The following is a 17,624-nucleotide window of genomic DNA, read 5'->3' on the forward strand; positions in this document are numbered from 1 at the left end:
GCCCGCAGGCGGCGCAGGGAACTACCGTCAGGCGCGGGCGGCGCGCAGGGCGGCGTTCAGGGTCGGGCTGGGACGCATCACGGCCTTGCACTTTTCGGCATCGGCCTTGTAGTAGCCACCGATATCCACGGCCTTGCCCTGTACGGTCTTCAGCTCGGCCACGATCTGGCCTTCGCTGTCGGTCAGGGTCTTGGCCAGGTTGGCGAACTGGGCGGCCAGCTCTGCGTCTTCCGTCTGGTTGGCCAGCTCCTGGGCCCAGTACATGGCCAGGTAGAACTGGGAGCCCCGGTTGTCCAGCTCGCCGGTCTTGGGCGACGGAGACTTGCGGTTATCCAGCAGTTTGCCCGTGGCGGCGTCGAGGGTCTTGGCCAGCAGCACGGCACGCTTGTTGCCGGTCTTGATGCCCAGGTCCTCGAGGGACACGGCCAGGGCCAGGAACTCGCCCAGGGAATCCCAGCGGAGGTGGTTCTCTTCGGTGAGCTGCTGCACGTGCTTCGGTGCGGAGCCGCCGGCACCCGTTTCGTACATGCCGCCGCCGGCCATCAGCGGGACGATGGACAGCATCTTGGCTGAGGTGCCGAGTTCCATGATGGGGAACAGGTCGGTCAGGTAGTCGCGCAGGATGTTGCCGGTCACGGAGATGGTGTCGAGGCCACGGATCACGCGCTCCAGGGTGAAGCGCATGGCGCGGACCTGGGACATGATGTAGATCTCGAGGCCGCTGGTGTCGTGATCCTTCAGGTAGGTCTGGACCTTCTTGATCAGCTCGGCTTCGTGGGGACGGTAGGAGTCAAGCCAGAACACCGCCGGGGTGTTGGAGTTACGGGCGCGGGTGACGGCCAGCTTGACCCAGTCACGGATCGGAGCGTCCTTGACCTGGCACATGCGCCAGATGTCGCCGGCTTCGACGTTTTGGGTGAGCAGCACTTCACCGGTGTCGATGTCGACGATGTTGGCGATGCCGTCTTCGGCGATCTCGAAGGTCTTGTCGTGGGAACCGTATTCCTCGGCCTTCTGGGCCATCAGGCCGACGTTGGGCACGGTGCCCATGGTCTTCGGGTCGAAGTTGCCGTTGGTCTTGCAGAAGTTGATCATCTCCTGGTAGATCCGGGCAAAAGTCGATTCCGGCATGACGCACTTGCTGTCGTACTGCTTGCCGTCCGCACCCCACATCTTGCCGCCCTGGCGGATCATCGCCGGCATGGAGGCGTCGACGATCACGTCGTTGGGGGAGTGGAAGTTGGTGATGCCCTTGGCCGAGTCGACCATGGCCAGCTTGGGGCGGTGTTCCTGACAGGCGTGCAGGTCGCGGATGATCTCATCGCGCTTGGACTCGGGCAGGGTCTTGATCTTCTCGTAGAGGTCGACCATGCCGTTGTTGACGTTGATGCCGAGCTCGTTGAACAGGGCGCCGTGCTTCTCGAAGGCTTCCTTGTAGAAGATCTTGACGCAGTGGCCGAACACGATGGGGTGGGACACCTTCATCATCGTGGCCTTCACGTGCAGGGAGAAGAGGATGCCGGACTCACGGCAGTCTTCCAGTTCCTTCTCGTAGAAGTCGCACAGGGCCTTCTTGCTCATGAACATGGAGTCGATGATCTCGCCTTCCTTGAGCGCGACCTTCGGCTTCAGCACGGTGATCTTGCCGCCCTTGGCGATCAGCTCCATGCGCACGTTGCGAGCCTTGTCCAGGGTCATGGACTTTTCGCCGTGGTAGAAGTCACCGTGGTGCATGTGGGACACGTGAGTCCGCGACCAGGGCTTCCATTCACCCATGGAGTGGGGGTTCTTGCGGGCGTAGTTCTTGACGGCCAGCGGAGCACGGCGGTCGGAGTTGCCTTCACGCAGAACCGGGTTCACCGCGGAGCCCAGGCACTTGCCGTAGCGGGCAACGATCGCCTTTTCCTCGTCGGTGGAAGGCACTTCCGGGTAGTCGGGAACAGCGTAGCCTTTGGCCTGGAGTTCCTTGATGCAGGCCTTCAGCTGTGCCACGGAGGCACTGATGTTGGGCAGCTTGATGATGTTGGCGTCGGCTTCGAGGGTCTTCTTGCCCAGTTCGGCCAGGGTGTCGGGCACACGCTGTTCTTCGGGGAGTACGTCAGAGAACTCGGCCAGAACGCGGGCGGACACGGAGATGTCGGCCTTTTCGACGTCGATGCCAGCCGGACCGGTGAAGGTCCGGATGATGGGAAGAAACGCACAGGTGGCCAGCAGCGGAGCTTCGTCCGTCAGCGTGTAGATGATCTTAGATTTCCCAGTAACCATTTATCTTCCCTCGATATTTGATTTTATTGACGACGAGCCCTTCAGGCCCCCCAGTCGCCGTTGAAACCGGCGGACGACGCTTTTTGCAGTCGGCGGGGAAAATATCACGTATCCCGCGCGCCTGCATTGAAACCGGCAAACCTTGCCTCTGCAGGCCCGATCTGCCAAATGACAAGGGCCGCCAAGTGGCAGCCCTTTGCATTCAGATGAGGCTCAGACGACAGCCTCTTCCTTGTCCTTCTTTACCTGCATGAACTGCTCCCGGGATACGCCCAGCCACATGACCAGGGGGCTGGCCACGAGGACGGAGGAGTAGATGCCGAAGCAGATCCCGATGGTCAGGGCCAGGGAGAAGTAGTAGAGAGTTTCACCGCCGAACAGCAGCATGGACAGCACCATGATCTGGGTACTGCCGTGGGTGATGATGGTTCGGCTGATGGTGCTGGTGATGGCGTGGTCGAGCACCTCGGGGGTGGATAGGCCGCGCTTCTTCTTGAAGGTCTCGCGGACCCGGTCGAACACCACCACCGACTCATTCACCGAGTAGCCCAGTACGGCCAGGGTGGCCGCCAGTACCGGCAGGGAGAACTCCCACTGGAACAGGGCGAAGAAGCCGAGAATGATGATCACGTCATGGAGGTTGGCGATGATCGCGGAGACGGCAAAGCGCCACTCGAAGCGCATCGCCAGATAGGCGACGATGCCGCCGATCACCAGCAGCAGGGCCATGGCGCCATCGGATGCGAGCTCCTTGCCGACCTGAGGGCCGACAAATTCGACACGGCGCATCTCGGCCTTGGGGCCTTCGAGGGTGGCGAGGTTGGCCATGACCTTCTCGCTGACCTTGCCGGTCTCCATGCCGTCCCGGTTCGGCAGGCGGATCAGGACGTCACGGGCGCTGCCGAAGTTCTGCACCTGGGCGTCCTGGTAACCGTCCTTGGCGAGGGATTCACGCAGCTTTTCGAGGTTGGGGGGCTCGCTGTAGCTCACCTCCATGAGAGTGCCGCCGGTGAACTCGACGCTGAAATGCAGGCCTTTGGTGGCCAGGAAAGTGACCGCGAGCAGGAAGGTGACCAACGAAATGACGTTGAACACCAGCGCATGCTTCATGAACGGGATGTCTTTGCGGATGCGGAAAAATTCCATTTTTGCGGGTCCGTTTCTTTATTGATGCAGGCTTCAGCTGCCCGGCTTCCAGACCTGGCCGATGGACAGCTTGTCGAGCTTGCGCTTCTTGCCGTAGATCAGGTTGACCAGGCCACGGGAGACCAGGATGGCGCTGAACATGGAGGTCAGGATGCCGAGGCAGTGGACCACCGCGAAGCCGCGTACCGGACCGGAGCCGAAGACCAGCAGGGCGATGCCGGCGATGAGGGTGGTGACGTTGGAGTCGAGAATGGTGTCGAAGGCCCGGTCGTAGCCGGCGGTGATCGCCGCCTGGGGGCTGGAGCCGTTGCGCAGCTCTTCCCGGATGCGTTCGTTGATCAGCACGTTGGCGTCGATGGCCATGCCCAGGGTCAGGGCGATGGCGGCAATGCCGGGCAGCGTGAGGGTGGCCTGGAGCAGGGACAGCAAGGCGATCAGCAGCAGCAGGTTGGAGGCCAGGGCCACCACTGATACAAAGCCGAAAAGCATGTAGTAGGCACACATGAAGATGCCGATGGCCACGAAGCCCCACAGGGTGGAGTGGAAGCCCTTGCTGATGTTCTCGGCGCCAAGGCTCGGGCCGATGGTGCGTTCCTCGATGATCTCCATGGGGGCGGCCAGGGAGCCGGCACGCAGCAGCAGCGCCGTGTCGGTGGCTTCTTCCGAGCTCATCTTGCCGGAGATCTGCACGCGGCCGCCGCCAATCTCGCCGCGGATCACCGGTGCGGTGACGACTTCACCCTTGCCCTTCTCGATCAGCAGGATGGCCATACGCTTGTTGATGTTCTCGCGGGTCACGTCCTTGAAGATGCGGGCACCAGCAGAGTCCAGGGTCAGGTGCACGGCGGCTTCGTGGGTCTGGCCGTCAAAGCCGGGCTGGGCGTCGGTCAGGCGCTCGCCGGTGAGCACAACCTGCTTCTTTACGAGCAGGGGACGGCCTTCCCGGTCGTTGTAAACCTCGGTGCCCGGGGGGATCGCGCCGCCTACGGCAGCCTCAAGGGCGCCCGGGGTGTCGTCCACCATGCGGATCTCGAGGGTGGCCGTCCGGCCGAGGATGTCCTTGGCCTTGGCCACGTCCTGCACGCCGGGCAGCTGCACGACGATGCGGTCGACGCCTTGCTGCTGGATCACGGGCTCGGCAACGCCCAGCTCGTTGATGCGGTTGTGCAGGGTGGTGATGTTCTGCTTGAGGGCAAACTCCTGGATGGACTTCTGGGCCAGGGGCGTGAGCGTGGCAGTGATCTTGAAGTCGGCGCCGTCCTGGCCTTCCGTCAGCTGCAGATCGTTGGTGCCTGCCGTGATCACGGCCCGGGCGCGGGTCTGGGATTCCGTATCGCGGAACCGGATGACCACGCTCTGGTTTTCACGGGTGATGCCCGCATGGCGGACGTTCTTGTCGCGCAGCAGGGTGCGCAGGTCGCCGGTGGTGGCATCAAGGCGCTTGGTGACGGCCCCCTTCATGTCCACCTGGAGCAGGAAGTGCACGCCGCCGCGCAGATCCAGGCCCAGGTACATGGGCAGGGCGCCGATGCTGGTGAGCCATTGGGGGCTGGCGGAGAGCAGGTTGAGGGCGACCACGTAGGCGGGGTCGGCCGCATCCGGGTTGAAGGCCTTCTCGATGGCGTCCTTGGCCTTGAGCTGGGTGTCCGTGTCGCGGAAACGGGCGCGCACGCTGTTGAAATCGGAGAACAGGCCGTCGTGCTGGATGCCGGCTGCAGCCAGGCTTTCCTCGACGCGCTTCTGGGTGGCGCTGGCATCCAGCTTGAGGGTGGCCTTGCCGCTGGAGACCTGGACGGCGGGCACCTCCCCGTAAAAGTTCGGCAGGGTGTAGATCAGGCCCCACAGCAGGACGAGCCCGATGAGGAGGTTTTTCCAGAGAGGGTAGCGATTCATGGTCTGGCGGGAAGGAGAGGGAACGGGCGCTGCGACTGGCGACGGCCGGTGCCGGGCACCGGCCCGTCGGCCGTTCAGATCGACTTGAGGGTGCCCTTGGGCAGCACGGCGCCAATGGCCTGCTTCTGTACGACGATCTGGGTGTTGGCCGCGACTTCCACGGTGACGTAGGCGTCGCTGATGGCCACGACCTTGCCGACAATGCCGCCGCCGGTCAGGACTTCGTCGTTCTTCTGCAGACCTTCGAGCAGCGCTTTATGTTCCTTGGCACGCTTCATCTGGGGGCGAATCATCAGGAACCAAAGCACCCCGAACATGAAAATCATCGGCAGGATGCCGGTCAGACCGCCCAGGGGGTCTTGCGCGGCAGCCGGCGCGGCTTGGGCAAAGGCGTTGGAAATCAGCACATTGAACTCCGGAGTCAAGATACAAAGCTTCGGATTATAGCAGTACCCGGCGGGTGGCCCTCGAGCGGCTGTTGCGGGTGGACAGGGCAAAAAAAAGCGGCGTCTGCCTTGCGACAGACGCCGTCAAATCTCCAAAAAGGAGAGGAGGGAGAAAAACCCGGTTGAGCCGGCGCAGGGCGCCGGCGGGCGCACTCAGGCAGCCTTGTTCATCTGGTTGCAGAATCGCTGCCAGTTGGCAGACATCGCGGAAAACATTTGCTCTGCGGCGAGCAGGGGCATCAGACCCATGCGGTGCTGGGTGCGCATGAAGGTTTCGACATGGGGCGTGCACAGTGTGCTTTGCTCTTCGGCAAGCAGCTCCAGAAAGCGTGCTTCCGCTGCGCCCCAGAATTCGGAGGTGCCCACCCAGCCGGTATCGGCTGTGGCTTCACGAAGGGCCTTGCGCCAGAGGGCTTCGGCGCGTTCGACAGGAACGCCGGCTTTGCGGGCGTGCCAATGTAGTAGTTTAGGTGCTTTCATTTGCTGTTACTCCTGTATTTGGGGGCATCAAACAAGCGGGCTGATCTCTGTAGCGCTTCAAGACGGTTTTGACGCGATGCAAAATTGTCTTTTTAAGCGTTTTTTCCGATGTTTATTCGGTTTTGTCAGCCTCTAGTCAGCCTTGTTTGTTGCATTGCACAATTTCAGTTTAGGTACTTGCGCTGTTGACTGCAAGACCCTTTTCAATTTCTTTCACGTAATCCGTCACGGCTGCGCAGCGTTTTCGCAACAGTCGCTTCCGGCGCTTCAGGGTCATCTGATCCCGGGTGCTGGCGGTAGAATGTGGGGCTTCGCCGCATTCCGTCTCACCCATGTCCCAGCTCCTCGATCACCTCAATCCCGAACAGCTCGCTGCTGTGACCTTGCCGCCCCGGCACGCACTGATCCTCGCCGGGGCCGGCTCCGGCAAAACCCGGGTGCTCATCACCCGCATCGCCTGGTTGCTGCAAAACGGCTACTGCAGTCCCCAGGGCATTCTGGCGGTCACCTTTACCAACAAGGCGGCCAAGGAAATGCTCACGCGGCTTTCGGCCTTGTTTCCGGTCAACACCCGCGGCATGTGGATCGGCACCTTTCATGGCCTGTGCAACCGCTTTCTGCGCGCCCATCACCGCGAGGCCGGGTTGCCCCAGCTGTTCCAGATCCTGGATACCGGCGATCAGCTTGCATCGATCAAGCGTTTGCTGAAGGCGCTGAACGTGGACGACGAGAAATTCCCGCCCCGTGATCTGCAGCACTTCATCAACGGCCAAAAAGAAGCCGGCTTGAGGCCCGCAGCGGTGGAGGCCTGGGACGACTACAGCCGCCGCCGGGTCGAGCTTTACATGGAGTATGAGGCACAGTGCCAGCGGGAGGCAGTTGTGGATTTCCCCGAGTTGTTGCTGCGCAGCTACGAGCTGCTCGAGCGCAACGAGCCTATTCGCCGGCACTACCAGGCGCGTTTCCGCCACATTTTGGTGGACGAGTTTCAGGACACCAACGTGCTCCAGTACCGCTGGCTGGGCCTGTTGGCCGGCAAGGGCGAGGAGGGCGGCGCCAGCCTGTTCTGCGTCGGTGACGATGACCAGTCCATCTATCGCTTCCGGGGGGCGGAGGTCGGCAACATGCGGGATTTCGAGCGGGATTTCCACGTGGAGAGCGTGATCCGCCTCGAGCAGAACTACCGTTCCCACGGCAACATCCTCGATGCGGCGAATGCGCTGATCACCCACAACAGCAAGCGCCTGGGCAAGAACCTGTGGACCGACCGGGGGGCCGGGGAGCCGATCCGTGTCTATGAGGCGTTCACGGATACCGACGAGGCCCGCTGGATTGTCGAGGAGATCCAGTCCCTGGTGAGGGACGGCGCGAGCCGTGCCGATATCGCCCTGTTGTACCGCTCAAATGCGCAGTCGCGGGTGCTCGAGCATCAGCTCTTTTCCAGCGGCATTGCCTACCGTGTTTACGGGGGGCTGCGCTTCTTCGAGCGTCAGGAGGTCAAGCATGCCCTGGCCTACCTGCGCCTGATTGCCAATCCGGACGATGACACGGCCTTCACCCGGGTCGTCAATTTTCCTACCCGTGGCATTGGTGCCCGCTCTCTGGAGGCCTTGCAGGACGCTGCCCGTACCTGGAACACGCCCCTTTACCAGACCGTGCCCCATCTCTCCGGCAAGCCGGGCTCATCCTTGGCCCAGTTCGTGGTTCTGATCGAGCGACTACGCGGCGAAACGCGAGAGCTGCCGCTGCATGAGATGGTGGAGCACGTGATCGAGGTGTCCGGCCTGCGCGCCCACTACAAGGCGGAGAAGGAAGGGCAGGAGCGGCTCGAGAACCTGGATGAGCTGATCAACGCCGCGGCCAATTTCAGCGCCGAGGTTGGTGCCGGTCAGGTGCCTGGCGATCTGCCCTCGGCGGGTGAGTCGGTGCTGGCGGAGTTCCTGGCCCACGCGTCCCTGGAGGCCGGCGATCATCAGGCCGATGCGGGTACCGAGGCCGTCCAGTTGATGACCGTGCATGCCGCCAAGGGGCTGGAGTTTGACGTGGTCTTCCTGTCCGGTCTGGAGGAGGGCTTGTTCCCCCATGAGAACAGCGCCCAGGAGGCCGACGGGCTGGAGGAGGAGCGGCGCCTGATGTACGTGGCGGTAACCCGCGCCCGTCAGCGTCTCTACCTGAGCTTCACCCAGAGCCGCATGCTCCATGGCCAGGTGCGTTACAACCTGCGCTCGAGGTTCCTGGAGGAGATCCCGGAGGGGCTGACCAAGTGGCTGACACCGCCCAATCCGCGCCGCAGTTTCGTGTCCGAGCCCTCCGCACGCTATTACAACCCGGGTGCGGCCAAGCCGGCAGCGGCCAGCCAGCCGCCTGCTCCACCGATGAAATCCCGCGATCTGGGGGGGCTGCGGATTGGTCAGAGCGTTCAGCATGCCCGTTTTGGCGATGGTGTCATCATCGCCGCGGAGGGCAGCGGCAACGACGCGCGGGTGCACGTCAAGTTTGCCGAGGCGGGCAGCAAGTGGCTGATGCTGGCGGTGGCGAAGCTGACGCCGGTCTGATGAGCCCTCGGTGCGGAGTGGTCCGGGGCGTTATCTGGTTACCGGGCTGTCATGGCCCTGTGAGCGGTCGTTGCCGATCCACTCGGCGAGCAGCCAGCCGCAGCACATGACGACAAAAGGCATTACCGGGTAGTGGAAGCGGGACTGGCCTGAAAACACCATCGCTATGAGCGTTGGATACAGGGCTATGGCGTAGGGCAGAAGCCACCAGTCTATCCGCATGGGGGAGAGCGGGCGGCGACGGGTCACCAGCAGGAAGCCGGCAACGCCAAAGCCCAGCATCAGAAGAGTGTAGTAGGCCTGGTTGGCGTAGCGCAGGGTGCGAAAAGCTGCTGCGTGATCGGCGTACAAGGGGGAGCCGAGCTGGTACAGCCACTCGGCCTCGCCGTCTGGCGCCCACAGCCGAAAGGCTTTCAATGGCATCAGCGCAGCAAAGCGCGCCGGGTTTTCCTTGATCCACGCCATTCCGCGCCGGCGGGCTTCCTTGTCCACCTCGAGCTGGTTTTCCACTGTCCGTGTGATGCTCGTGACCAGAGGATCGTCGGGCGTGTAGTCGCCGTTGGCGCTCGGGTTGTTGCCGGTCAGCAGGGTGAGGCCGCCGTTCGTGGAGACCATCACCCATTCACCAAAGACCGTGTGGTTGCGATAGCTCCAGGGCATCACCACCAGCAGTGCGGTCAGGATCACGACTCCAGCCTTTGTCATGGCGATCAGGATGTTCCTGACGTTGACTGCATCGCGAAGGAGCGCGACGCCGAAAATCAGCGGAATGACCAGGAGCGACTGGGCCTTGATGAGCATGGCGGCACCGAACAGGATGCCGGCGATGGGGAGTATCCGGTGGCGTTGGTCCGCAATCAGCAAGCGGCAGCCGCCAAGAAGCAGGGTGGTGTAGAAGATCTCGGTGGCGACCAGGGGGATGTAGCCGATGTTGTTGGGGTAGATCGCGAGCAGCAGCAGGGCCAGTCTGCCCGCAGCCTCCGACTTGAAGAGCCGCTTGCCCAGATCAAGGGTCAGCCAGCCCGTGAGCAGCGAGCACAGCAGATTGAAGATCTGTACGGTCAGCAGTGAGGCATCGAAAAAGCGGAACAGAACGGCCAGGGTCATGGGCCAGCCCGGTGGCCAGAACGCGGTCGGCACGCCATCTTCCATATAGCCCAGCCCCTGGGACATCTCCACGGCACGGGCGAGGTACCACTCTCCGTCGGACGTGGCCTCCACGGGAACAAACAGGATGGCAATCCGTGGTGCCAGGTAGAGCAGGAAAAGGGCCGGCAAGGCCGCTGGCGAGGTAAACCAGGTCAGGAGTTGCTTGAGTGCTTTCACAGGCGTGTCCCGGTGGCAGGGGCAAGGTAGTGGCAGGGCATGAGATCGATCTCGCCTGGGGAAAATCGGTGGCCTCAGGAGGGCGTGTCCTCGACGTGTTTGAAGGTCCAGTAGGAGTTGAGGAAATAGTTGGCCAGGGTGGCCGGAACGATGCCCGCGAACTGATGGAGCTGGGGCGGATATTCCGGGAGCAGCACGGACAGGAGGACGAATGTCGAATAGCTCAGGCCCAGGGACAGCAGGGAGACGGCGTTGAACTTGATGCCGCGAGTCCGCATGCGATCCTTGGTTTTCCGCCAGCGGAAGGTCCACCCGTTGTTGAGGAAGAAATTCGTGATGATCGACAGCTCGATGGCAATGGGCGAGGCCGCGTATTTGTTGAGACCTTGCGCCAGCAGCAGCGTGAATGCGCCCAGATTGACGACGACCCCCGAGGCCCCCACGATCAGGAACTTGATGAAGGTCTTCGAGCTGTCAAACCGGATCCACCAGGCATTGAGGATGAATTCGATGATGTCGCGCAGGCCGAGCTTTGATTCGCCGTGGGTGCGGTCGATGAAGTTGACCGGGATCTCCACGATCTTCGCCTTGTTGGTCTTTGCCGCATGCAGCAACGCGACCTGGAACGCGTAGCCCTGAACGCGCAGCTTGTCGAAATCGATGCGTCGCAGGACGGAAGTCCGGATCGCCCGGAAACCGGCGGTGCAGTCGCGCACGGAGTAGATGCCCGCCAGGTAGCGGGCGACGATGTTCCCGAAACGCGAGTTCAGGCGGCGATACAGGCCCCATTCCTCGGGGATGGTGCCTCCCGGAACATAGCGACTGCCGATCACGAAATCGGCGCCCTCGTCTATGGCTGCCAGCAGGCGGGGGACGTCTTCCGGCTTGTGGGAGAAGTCCGCGTCCATTTCGAAAACGACATCCGCCTGCAGCTCCTGCATGGCGTGGCGCATGCCACGGATGTAGGCGACGCCCAGGCCCTGTTTCTGGCCGTTCAGCAGTTGGAGATTGGGGTGACTTGTCTGGAGGGTGCGGACGACGTCCGCGGTGCCATCGGGCGAATTGTCATCCACGACCAGGATGTGCATGTCGTGCTCTAGCTGCAGGAACTGCTCCTGAAGTGCATCGACCAACGCAGCGATATTGCTCTTCTCGTTGTAGGTCGGGACGATGATGACGGTCTTCAGGGGTTTGGCATTCATGCGGAATTGTTTCGTGAATGACGTTGTGATGGCGTCAAAAAAAGCCAAAAATCAATGCGTTGCTCTTTTCGATGGTTAAGTTTCCAGGATGAATGTTAATGAAATTCTTGCGGCGCACAAGTCAGCGCCGCCTTCGTCCGTTAAATTCTTAGCGTCATGGGAACGGTTTCGATGGTGTGCGAGTGTCGGCACTCAGGTGCCGCGCAGCTCAGCATGCAGGGCCACGAACTCCTGGGCCAGCTTGTGCTTGGGGTCCAGGTGGATCATGGGCTTGGCCTGTTCATGGCTTTCGCGGATCTTGATGGAGCTCGACAGGTAAGTCTTGAAGATTGGCAGGCCTTCGGCGATCAGCTCCTGGACCAGCTTCTGGGGCAGGCTGGCGCGGGGCTGGAACTGGTTTACCACGATGCCCTCCACCTCCAGATCCCGATTGTGGTCGGCCCGGATTTCCTGCACGTTCTCCATCAGCGCGTACAGCGCGCGGCGGGAGAAGTCATCGCAGTCGAAGGGGATCAGGCACAGGCGGGTGGCGATCAGGGCCGAGCGGGTATAGAAGTTGAGGGCCGGCGGGGTGTCGATGAACACCGCGTCGTAGTCATCGGCCAGCTCGTCCAGGGCGTCCCGCAGCTTGAAGATCTTGTAGCGGGATTCCAGCTTCCCCTGGAGTTCTTCCAGATTGGGGTGCGAGGGCATGATCGACAGGTTGGCGAAGGGGGTCGGGTGGACGAACTCCTCGGTCTTCTTGGGGCTGAACTTGAAGGACAGGGTCTGCTCGAAGAGTCCGGCCAGGGTGTCGTCCTGGTTCTCCGCCGCGTCCCCCAACAGGTAGTGGGTGGAGTTGCCCTGGGGGTCGAGGTCGACAACCAGGGTGCGCAGGCCATTATGGGCGCTGATCGCTGCCAGATTGCAGGTGATCGTGGACTTGCCCACCCCTCCTTTTTGATTGAATACAACGCGTCGCATCGCTTCTCCCCTGATTTTCTGGTGCTGTTTGGATGCGCGCGATTGTGCCACGCATTGGGGAGCGGCCTGAAATTACCGAGGATGCGAAAAAGGCCGGGGTCGGGTAAACTCGTATGCAAACAATAAAGCAATCAACATGAAGTCTTCGTGCCCCCCTCCCGGGCGCGGAACTCCGGTCGGGCGGCAGGGTGACCACCGCACGGCTGTCATACGGGGCACACGCTCGCCTCAGGGTACCCAGGACACATCCAGATTTCCGGCCAGACCATCGGTGATATCCCCCGCCAGCGGCATCCCGTTGCCCTGGCTTGCGGGGGTCGGACCATTTTGAGAGAAGAGAGAACATGGACAAGGATTTCATTGCAGCCGCCCTCGATTACCACCGCAGCCCGACGCGCGGCAAGATCGCGGTGGTGCCCACCAAGGGCCTGACCAACCAGCGGGACCTGGCCCTGGCCTACTCCCCCGGCGTGGCCGCGGCTTGTGACGCCATCGTGGCCGATCCGGCCGATGCCCAGGAGTACACCTCCCGCGGCAACCTGGTGGCGGTGATCACCAACGGCACCGCGGTGCTGGGCCTTGGCAACATCGGCCCCCTGGCTGCCAAGCCGGTGATGGAGGGCAAGGGCTGCCTGTTCAAGAAGTTTGCCAACATCGACGTGTTCGATATCGAGCTGGCCGAGAACGATCCGGACAAGCTGATCGACATGATCGCGGCGCTGGAGCCCACCCTGGGCGGCGTCAACCTGGAAGACATCAAGGCACCCGAGTGCTTCTACATCGAGCAGCAGCTGCGTGAGCGGATGAACATTCCGGTCTTCCACGACGACCAGCACGGTACCGCCATCATCTCCGCCGCCGCCATGCTCAACGGCCTCAAGGTGGTCGGCAAGAAGATCGAAGAGGTGAAGGTGGTCTGCTCCGGTGCCGGTGCGGCGGCCATTGCCTGCCTCGACCTGTGGTGCGGCCTCGGCATCCGTCGCGAGAACGTGTTCGTCTGCGACTCCAAGGGCGTGATCTGGGTGGGGCGTGAAGAAAACATGGAGGCCAACAAGGCCCGTTACGCCCAGAAGACCGAGTTCCGCACCCTGGGCGACGCCCTGGTCGGCGCCGATATCTTCCTGGGCCTGTCCACCGCCGGCGTGCTCAAGCCCGAGATGGTCAAGACCATGGCTGACAAGCCCCTGATCTTCGCCCTCGCCAACCCGACCCCGGAAATCCTGCCGGAGCTGGCCAAGGAAGTGCGTCCCGACGCCATCATCGCCACCGGCCGTTCGGACTACCCGAACCAGGTCAACAACGTGCTGTGCTTCCCCTTCATCTTCCGTGGTGCGCTGGATGCCGGCGCCACCAAGATCAACGAGGAGATGAAGCTGGCCTGCGTGAAGGCCATCGCCGAGCTGGCCGAGGCGGAACAATCCGATGTGGTGGCCCAGGCCTATGGTGGTGCCGACCTGTCCTTCGGCCCGAACTACCTGATCCCCAAGCCCTTCGATCCGCGCCTGATCGTCAAGATCGCCCCCGCCGTGGCCCAGGCCGCCATCGATTCCGGCGTGGCCACCCGCAAGGTGGACATGGACGCTTACGTCCAGAGTCTCAACGAATTCGTGTACCAGTCCGGCATCATCATGAAGCCGGTGTTCACCAAGGCCAAGGCGGTTCCCGCCGACAAAAAGCGCGTGCTCTATGCGGAAGGTGAGAGCGAGCGCGTCCTGCGCGCCGTTCGTGCCGTGGTGGACGAAAACCTGGCGCGTCCGATCCTCATCGGTCGTCCGGCGGTCATCGACATGCGCATCGAGAAGTTCGGCCTCAACCTCGTGGCCGGCCGTGATTTCGACGTGGTCAACGTGGAGTCCGACGGTCGCTACCGCGAACTGTGGCAGGAGTACTACCGTCTGATGGGCCGCGATGGCGTGACGCCCGACTCCGCCCGCGAAGCCATGCGCGCCGACAGTACCCTGATCGGCTGCATGCTGCTGCGTCGTGGCGATGCCGATGCCCTCGTCTGCGGCACGACCGGTGGCTATGATCACCACTTCAATCACGTCCAGAACCTGATCGGTCTGAAGAACGGCGCCAGCCTGTATGCGGCAATGAACATCCTGCTGCTGCCCCAGCGCGTCCTGGCCATTACCGACACTTACGTGAACGAGATGCCCAGCGCCGAGGAAACTGCCGAGATCGCCCTGATGGCGGCGGACGAGCTGAAGCGTTTCGGTATCGAGCCCAAGGTAGCCCTGCTGTCCCATTCCAATTTCGGCAGCGCCCGCAGCGCCTCGTCCCGGCGCATGCGTGATGCCCGCGACATCCTGCGGGTGAAGGCACCGGATCTGCAGTGTGACGGTGAGATGCACGGTGACTCGGCCCTGTCGCCCGAGATTCGCGACCGTCTCCACCCGGACTCCAGCCTCCACGGCGAGGCCAACCTGCTGGTGATGCCCAACCTGGATGCTGCCAACATTGCCTTCAATCTGCTCAAGGTTGCCAATGGCGATGGCGTTTCGGTCGGCCCCATCCTGCTGGGCAGCGCCCGTGCGGTGCATATCCTGACGCCCTCGGCATCGGTGCGCCGGCTGGTCAACATCACCGCCCTGGCCGTGGTGGATGCTGCCGAGCAGCGTGAAGAATTGCCGGTCTGAACCCGGATTACCCCGCCCCGTGACCCGGGGCGGGGTGCTTCCGTCCGCTATTTGAAATCGCCCTCCGGTACAATCGGGGACAATGTTCCGCGAGGTGAGGCCATGTCCCGTTTGATCCGTTTTGAGCGTACCGGCGGTCCCGAGGTCCTGCAGTGGGTCGAGGCTGACCTGGCCCCGCCGGCTCCTGGCGAGGCCCAGCTCCGGCACCATGCTGTCGGCCTGAACTACATCGATACCTATCATCGCTCCGGCCTGTATCCGGTTCCGCTGCCTTCGGGCATCGGGCTCGAGGCTGCCGGCGTGGTCGAGGCGGTGGGCGAGGGGGTGACCGATCTGCGGCCCGGCGATCGGGTTGCCTATGCCGGTGGTCCCCTTGGTGCCTATGCCGAGCGCCGCAACATTCCCGCCGACCGTCTGGTCCGCCTGCCCGATGCCCTGAGTTTCGAGCAGGGAGCCTCCATGATGCTGCAGGGGCTTACCGCCCAGTATCTGCTGCGTCGCACTTACCGGGTCCAGCCCGGTGACACCATCCTCATCCACGCTGCCGCCGGTGGCGTCGGCCTGATCGTCTGCCAGTGGGCCAAGGCCCTGGGCGCCACCGTGATCGGCACGGTGGGTTCCGACGAGAAGGCGGCGCTGGCGCGCCAGTACGGCTGCGACCACACCATTGTGTATACCCGCGAGAGCGTTTCCGGCCGCGTCCGGGAGCTCACGGGCGGAGAGGGGGTGGCGGTGGTGTACGACTCCATCGGTCAGGACACCTTCATGGATTCCCTGGCCTGTCTGCGCCCCCTCGGCATGATGGTGACCTTCGGCAACGCGTCCGGCCCGGTGGCGCCGTTTGATCCCGGCTTGCTCGGCAAGATGGGGTCGCTGTTCCTGACCCGTCCCAGCCTGTTCGCCTATTCGGCGCGTCGCGACGATCTGCTGGCCATGGCTGAAGATCTCTTTGCCGTGGTGCTGTCAGGGCAGGTGCGTCTGTCCATCAATCAACGTTTTCCGCTGCAGGACGCAGCCACGGCGCACCGTGAGCTCGAGGCACGGCGGACGACGGGTTCCACGGTGCTGGTTCCCTGAGCCTGATCATGAAACATCCCTGTTCCTGCGTTGTGCTGGCGGCCCTGGCCCTGGGGGCCGCCCTTGCCCTTCCGGCGGCGGCTGCGCCGGCGCCGCCGCCCGTGGTTCTGACGCCGGTTCAGGCCGCCTTCATCCAGGCGGAAACGCGTCGCATCGATGAGGGCTTTGTGCAGAAAGTCATGAGCATCACCGGTGCCCGCCGGGAGCAGGTGCTACGGGCCATTCCGGCCAAGGGGCGGCTCACCGAGCGGCTGGCGCGCATCTACAGTTCCCTTGAGCGTGACCTGGGAGCGCCCCTCAGCGACGAACAGAAGGCCCTGATCTTTGCTGCGGACGGAGAGCGCAAACAGGCCCTCAAGGATCTGCCGGCCCAGGCCGCGACGCGCTAGGCTGGCTGCGCGCTAGAACAGCTCGATGTCGCTGTCGGGTGCTTCGCGGGCAGAGACCTGACCGCAGGCCAGGAGCGTCTCGTAGCTGCGCACTTGGTTGCGGCCATTGTCCTTGGCCACGTAAAGGGCGTCGTCAGCCCGGCCAACGATGTCGGGGATGGTGTCACTGGAGTGGATGCCGGTGTAGCCGATGCTCACCGTCACCGTGCCGACCTGCGGGAAGGTGTGGGCTTCGACGCCAGCACGCAGGCGTTCAAGCGCAACAGACACCTCGTGGTCGGAGGATGCCCGCAGAATGACCACGAACTCCTCGCCCCCGAATCGGAACAGGCGATCCTGATGCCGGAAGCTCTCCTGCATGATCCGGGCAAGCAGCAGCAGCACCTCGTCACCATACAGGTGCCCGAACTGGTCGTTCACTCGCTTGAAGTGATCCACGTCCACCACGGCCAGCCAGTAGCTGCCGTCTTCATGCTGGCGCCGGCGATGGGGCGGGGTGGCATCCCGGTTCAGGCCTGACTCGCCAGGTGCGAGCCCCTGGAGGATCTTGCCCAGGTTTTCGTCGAAGGTCTTGCGGTTGAGCAGCCCGGTCAGGGTGTCCCGCTCGCTGTAGTCGAGCAGGCTGAGATAGTTCCGGTAGAGGCCCAGAAAACCCTCGGCAGTGCCCAGATCTTCCGTCGAGAGCGGGGTGTTGCAGACGACTTCGAGCACGCCCAGCACGCGGCGGTCGACGCTGATTGGAAAGCAGTGCACGTAGCCGCTGTGCTCACTGTCGTGGCGTCGCACGATCTGGGTCTGCTCCACGCAGGCCACCATTTCCGGGCGCTGAGTCAGGGGGATGGCCTCGCCGCCCTCGTCGAACTCCGACTGCACGTAGCGCACCCCGTCCTGGCCGACGTGGGTGACACGGGCAAGGAAGCTGTCGGTGCCGTGCTGGCTGACCTTGTAAAGGTTCACCTCCCGGGCCTTCACAAGTTCGAACAGGGCTGAGGCGACACCCAACTCCAGCAGGGTGCGATCCCGGTGCTGGGTGATGGATTCGACATGCTTGAGAACGTGGATCATGGGCCCGATAGGAGGCTTTCAACCCTTGATTCTATCCCAGGGACTTGGTGTTTTTCACGTCTTTGATGACTTCGTTCCGGTAGTCTGTCACGTCCTGTGGCGTGCCGTTTCACGTTGCCAGGGATCCTCAAGGTCGTCATCCGGCCATGCGTATAATCGGACGGTCTTCCCGCTGCGC

The 17,624-nt window shown here is 62.9% G+C and carries 13 protein-coding genes; 4 read left to right on the forward strand and 9 right to left on the reverse strand.

Annotated elements, in window-relative coordinates:
- Nucleotides 1-27 precede the first annotated feature (27 nt).
- The 5 genes from L6Q67_RS04035 to L6Q67_RS04055 form a co-directional block, all read right to left on the reverse strand.
- The gene (locus tag L6Q67_RS04035; RefSeq protein ID WP_296565680.1) at nt 28-2,265 is read right to left on the reverse strand and encodes an NADP-dependent isocitrate dehydrogenase; all 2,238 of its coding nucleotides are present in this window, start codon (nt 2,263-2,265) and stop codon (nt 28-30) included.
- A 213-nt stretch (nt 2,266-2,478) separates the two neighbouring features.
- The gene (secF, locus tag L6Q67_RS04040; RefSeq protein WP_296565683.1) at nt 2,479-3,411 is read right to left on the reverse strand and encodes a protein translocase subunit SecF; all 933 of its coding nucleotides are present in this window, start codon (nt 3,409-3,411) and stop codon (nt 2,479-2,481) included.
- A 33-nt stretch (nt 3,412-3,444) separates the two neighbouring features.
- Complete coding sequence (secD, locus tag L6Q67_RS04045; protein ID WP_296565687.1) at nt 3,445-5,304, reverse strand: protein translocase subunit SecD; 1,860 nt, start codon at nt 5,302-5,304, stop codon at nt 3,445-3,447.
- A 74-nt stretch (nt 5,305-5,378) separates the two neighbouring features.
- Nucleotides 5,379-5,711: a preprotein translocase subunit YajC gene (yajC, locus tag L6Q67_RS04050; RefSeq protein ID WP_296565690.1), complete on the reverse strand. Its 333-nt coding sequence runs from the start codon at nt 5,709-5,711 to the stop codon at nt 5,379-5,381.
- A 192-nt stretch (nt 5,712-5,903) separates the two neighbouring features.
- Entirely contained in the window at nt 5,904-6,230 is a 327-nt protein-coding gene (locus L6Q67_RS04055) for a hypothetical protein (RefSeq protein ID WP_296565698.1), read from the reverse strand.
- A 332-nt stretch (nt 6,231-6,562) separates the two neighbouring features.
- Between L6Q67_RS04055 and L6Q67_RS04060 the strand changes: the two genes are divergently transcribed.
- The gene (locus tag L6Q67_RS04060; protein ID WP_296565702.1) at nt 6,563-8,785 is read left to right on the forward strand and encodes a UvrD-helicase domain-containing protein; all 2,223 of its coding nucleotides are present in this window, start codon (nt 6,563-6,565) and stop codon (nt 8,783-8,785) included.
- A 30-nt stretch (nt 8,786-8,815) separates the two neighbouring features.
- Here L6Q67_RS04060 and L6Q67_RS04065 read toward each other — a convergent pair whose 3' ends face one another.
- The 3 genes from L6Q67_RS04065 to L6Q67_RS04075 all read right to left on the reverse strand — a co-directional run bounded on the left by L6Q67_RS04065 (nt 8,816) and on the right by L6Q67_RS04075 (nt 12,276).
- On the reverse strand, nt 8,816-10,111 hold the full coding sequence (locus L6Q67_RS04065; RefSeq protein ID WP_296565704.1) for a glycosyltransferase family 39 protein: 1,296 nt from the start codon (nt 10,109-10,111) through the stop codon (nt 8,816-8,818).
- Between the two features lie 74 nt (nt 10,112-10,185).
- Entirely contained in the window at nt 10,186-11,313 is a 1,128-nt protein-coding gene (locus L6Q67_RS04070) for a glycosyltransferase family 2 protein (RefSeq protein ID WP_296565707.1), read from the reverse strand.
- A 192-nt stretch (nt 11,314-11,505) separates the two neighbouring features.
- Complete coding sequence (locus L6Q67_RS04075) at nt 11,506-12,276, reverse strand: ParA family protein (RefSeq protein WP_296565710.1); 771 nt, start codon at nt 12,274-12,276, stop codon at nt 11,506-11,508.
- A gap of 344 nt (nt 12,277-12,620) precedes the next feature.
- On the opposite strand from L6Q67_RS04075, the gene L6Q67_RS04080 reads away from it, so the two are divergent.
- The 3 genes from L6Q67_RS04080 to L6Q67_RS04090 all read left to right on the forward strand — a co-directional run bounded on the left by L6Q67_RS04080 (nt 12,621) and on the right by L6Q67_RS04090 (nt 16,381).
- A complete protein-coding gene (locus L6Q67_RS04080; RefSeq protein ID WP_296565721.1) occupies nt 12,621-14,915 on the forward strand; it encodes an NADP-dependent malic enzyme in 2,295 nt (764 codons plus the stop codon).
- 102 nt (nt 14,916-15,017) lie between these two features.
- Complete coding sequence (locus L6Q67_RS04085; protein ID WP_296565723.1) at nt 15,018-15,992, forward strand: quinone oxidoreductase; 975 nt, start codon at nt 15,018-15,020, stop codon at nt 15,990-15,992.
- A gap of 8 nt (nt 15,993-16,000) precedes the next feature.
- Nucleotides 16,001-16,381: a hypothetical protein gene (locus tag L6Q67_RS04090; RefSeq protein ID WP_296565726.1), complete on the forward strand. Its 381-nt coding sequence runs from the start codon at nt 16,001-16,003 to the stop codon at nt 16,379-16,381.
- Between the two features lie 12 nt (nt 16,382-16,393).
- Here the strand turns inward: L6Q67_RS04090 and L6Q67_RS04095 are convergent, their stop codons facing one another.
- On the reverse strand, nt 16,394-17,446 hold the full coding sequence (locus L6Q67_RS04095) for a GGDEF domain-containing protein (protein WP_296565730.1): 1,053 nt from the start codon (nt 17,444-17,446) through the stop codon (nt 16,394-16,396).
- Nucleotides 17,447-17,624: the final 178 nt, after the last annotated feature.

The organism is Zoogloea sp., from assembly GCF_023150065.1.
Classification (GTDB): domain Bacteria; phylum Pseudomonadota; class Gammaproteobacteria; order Burkholderiales; family Rhodocyclaceae; genus Zoogloea.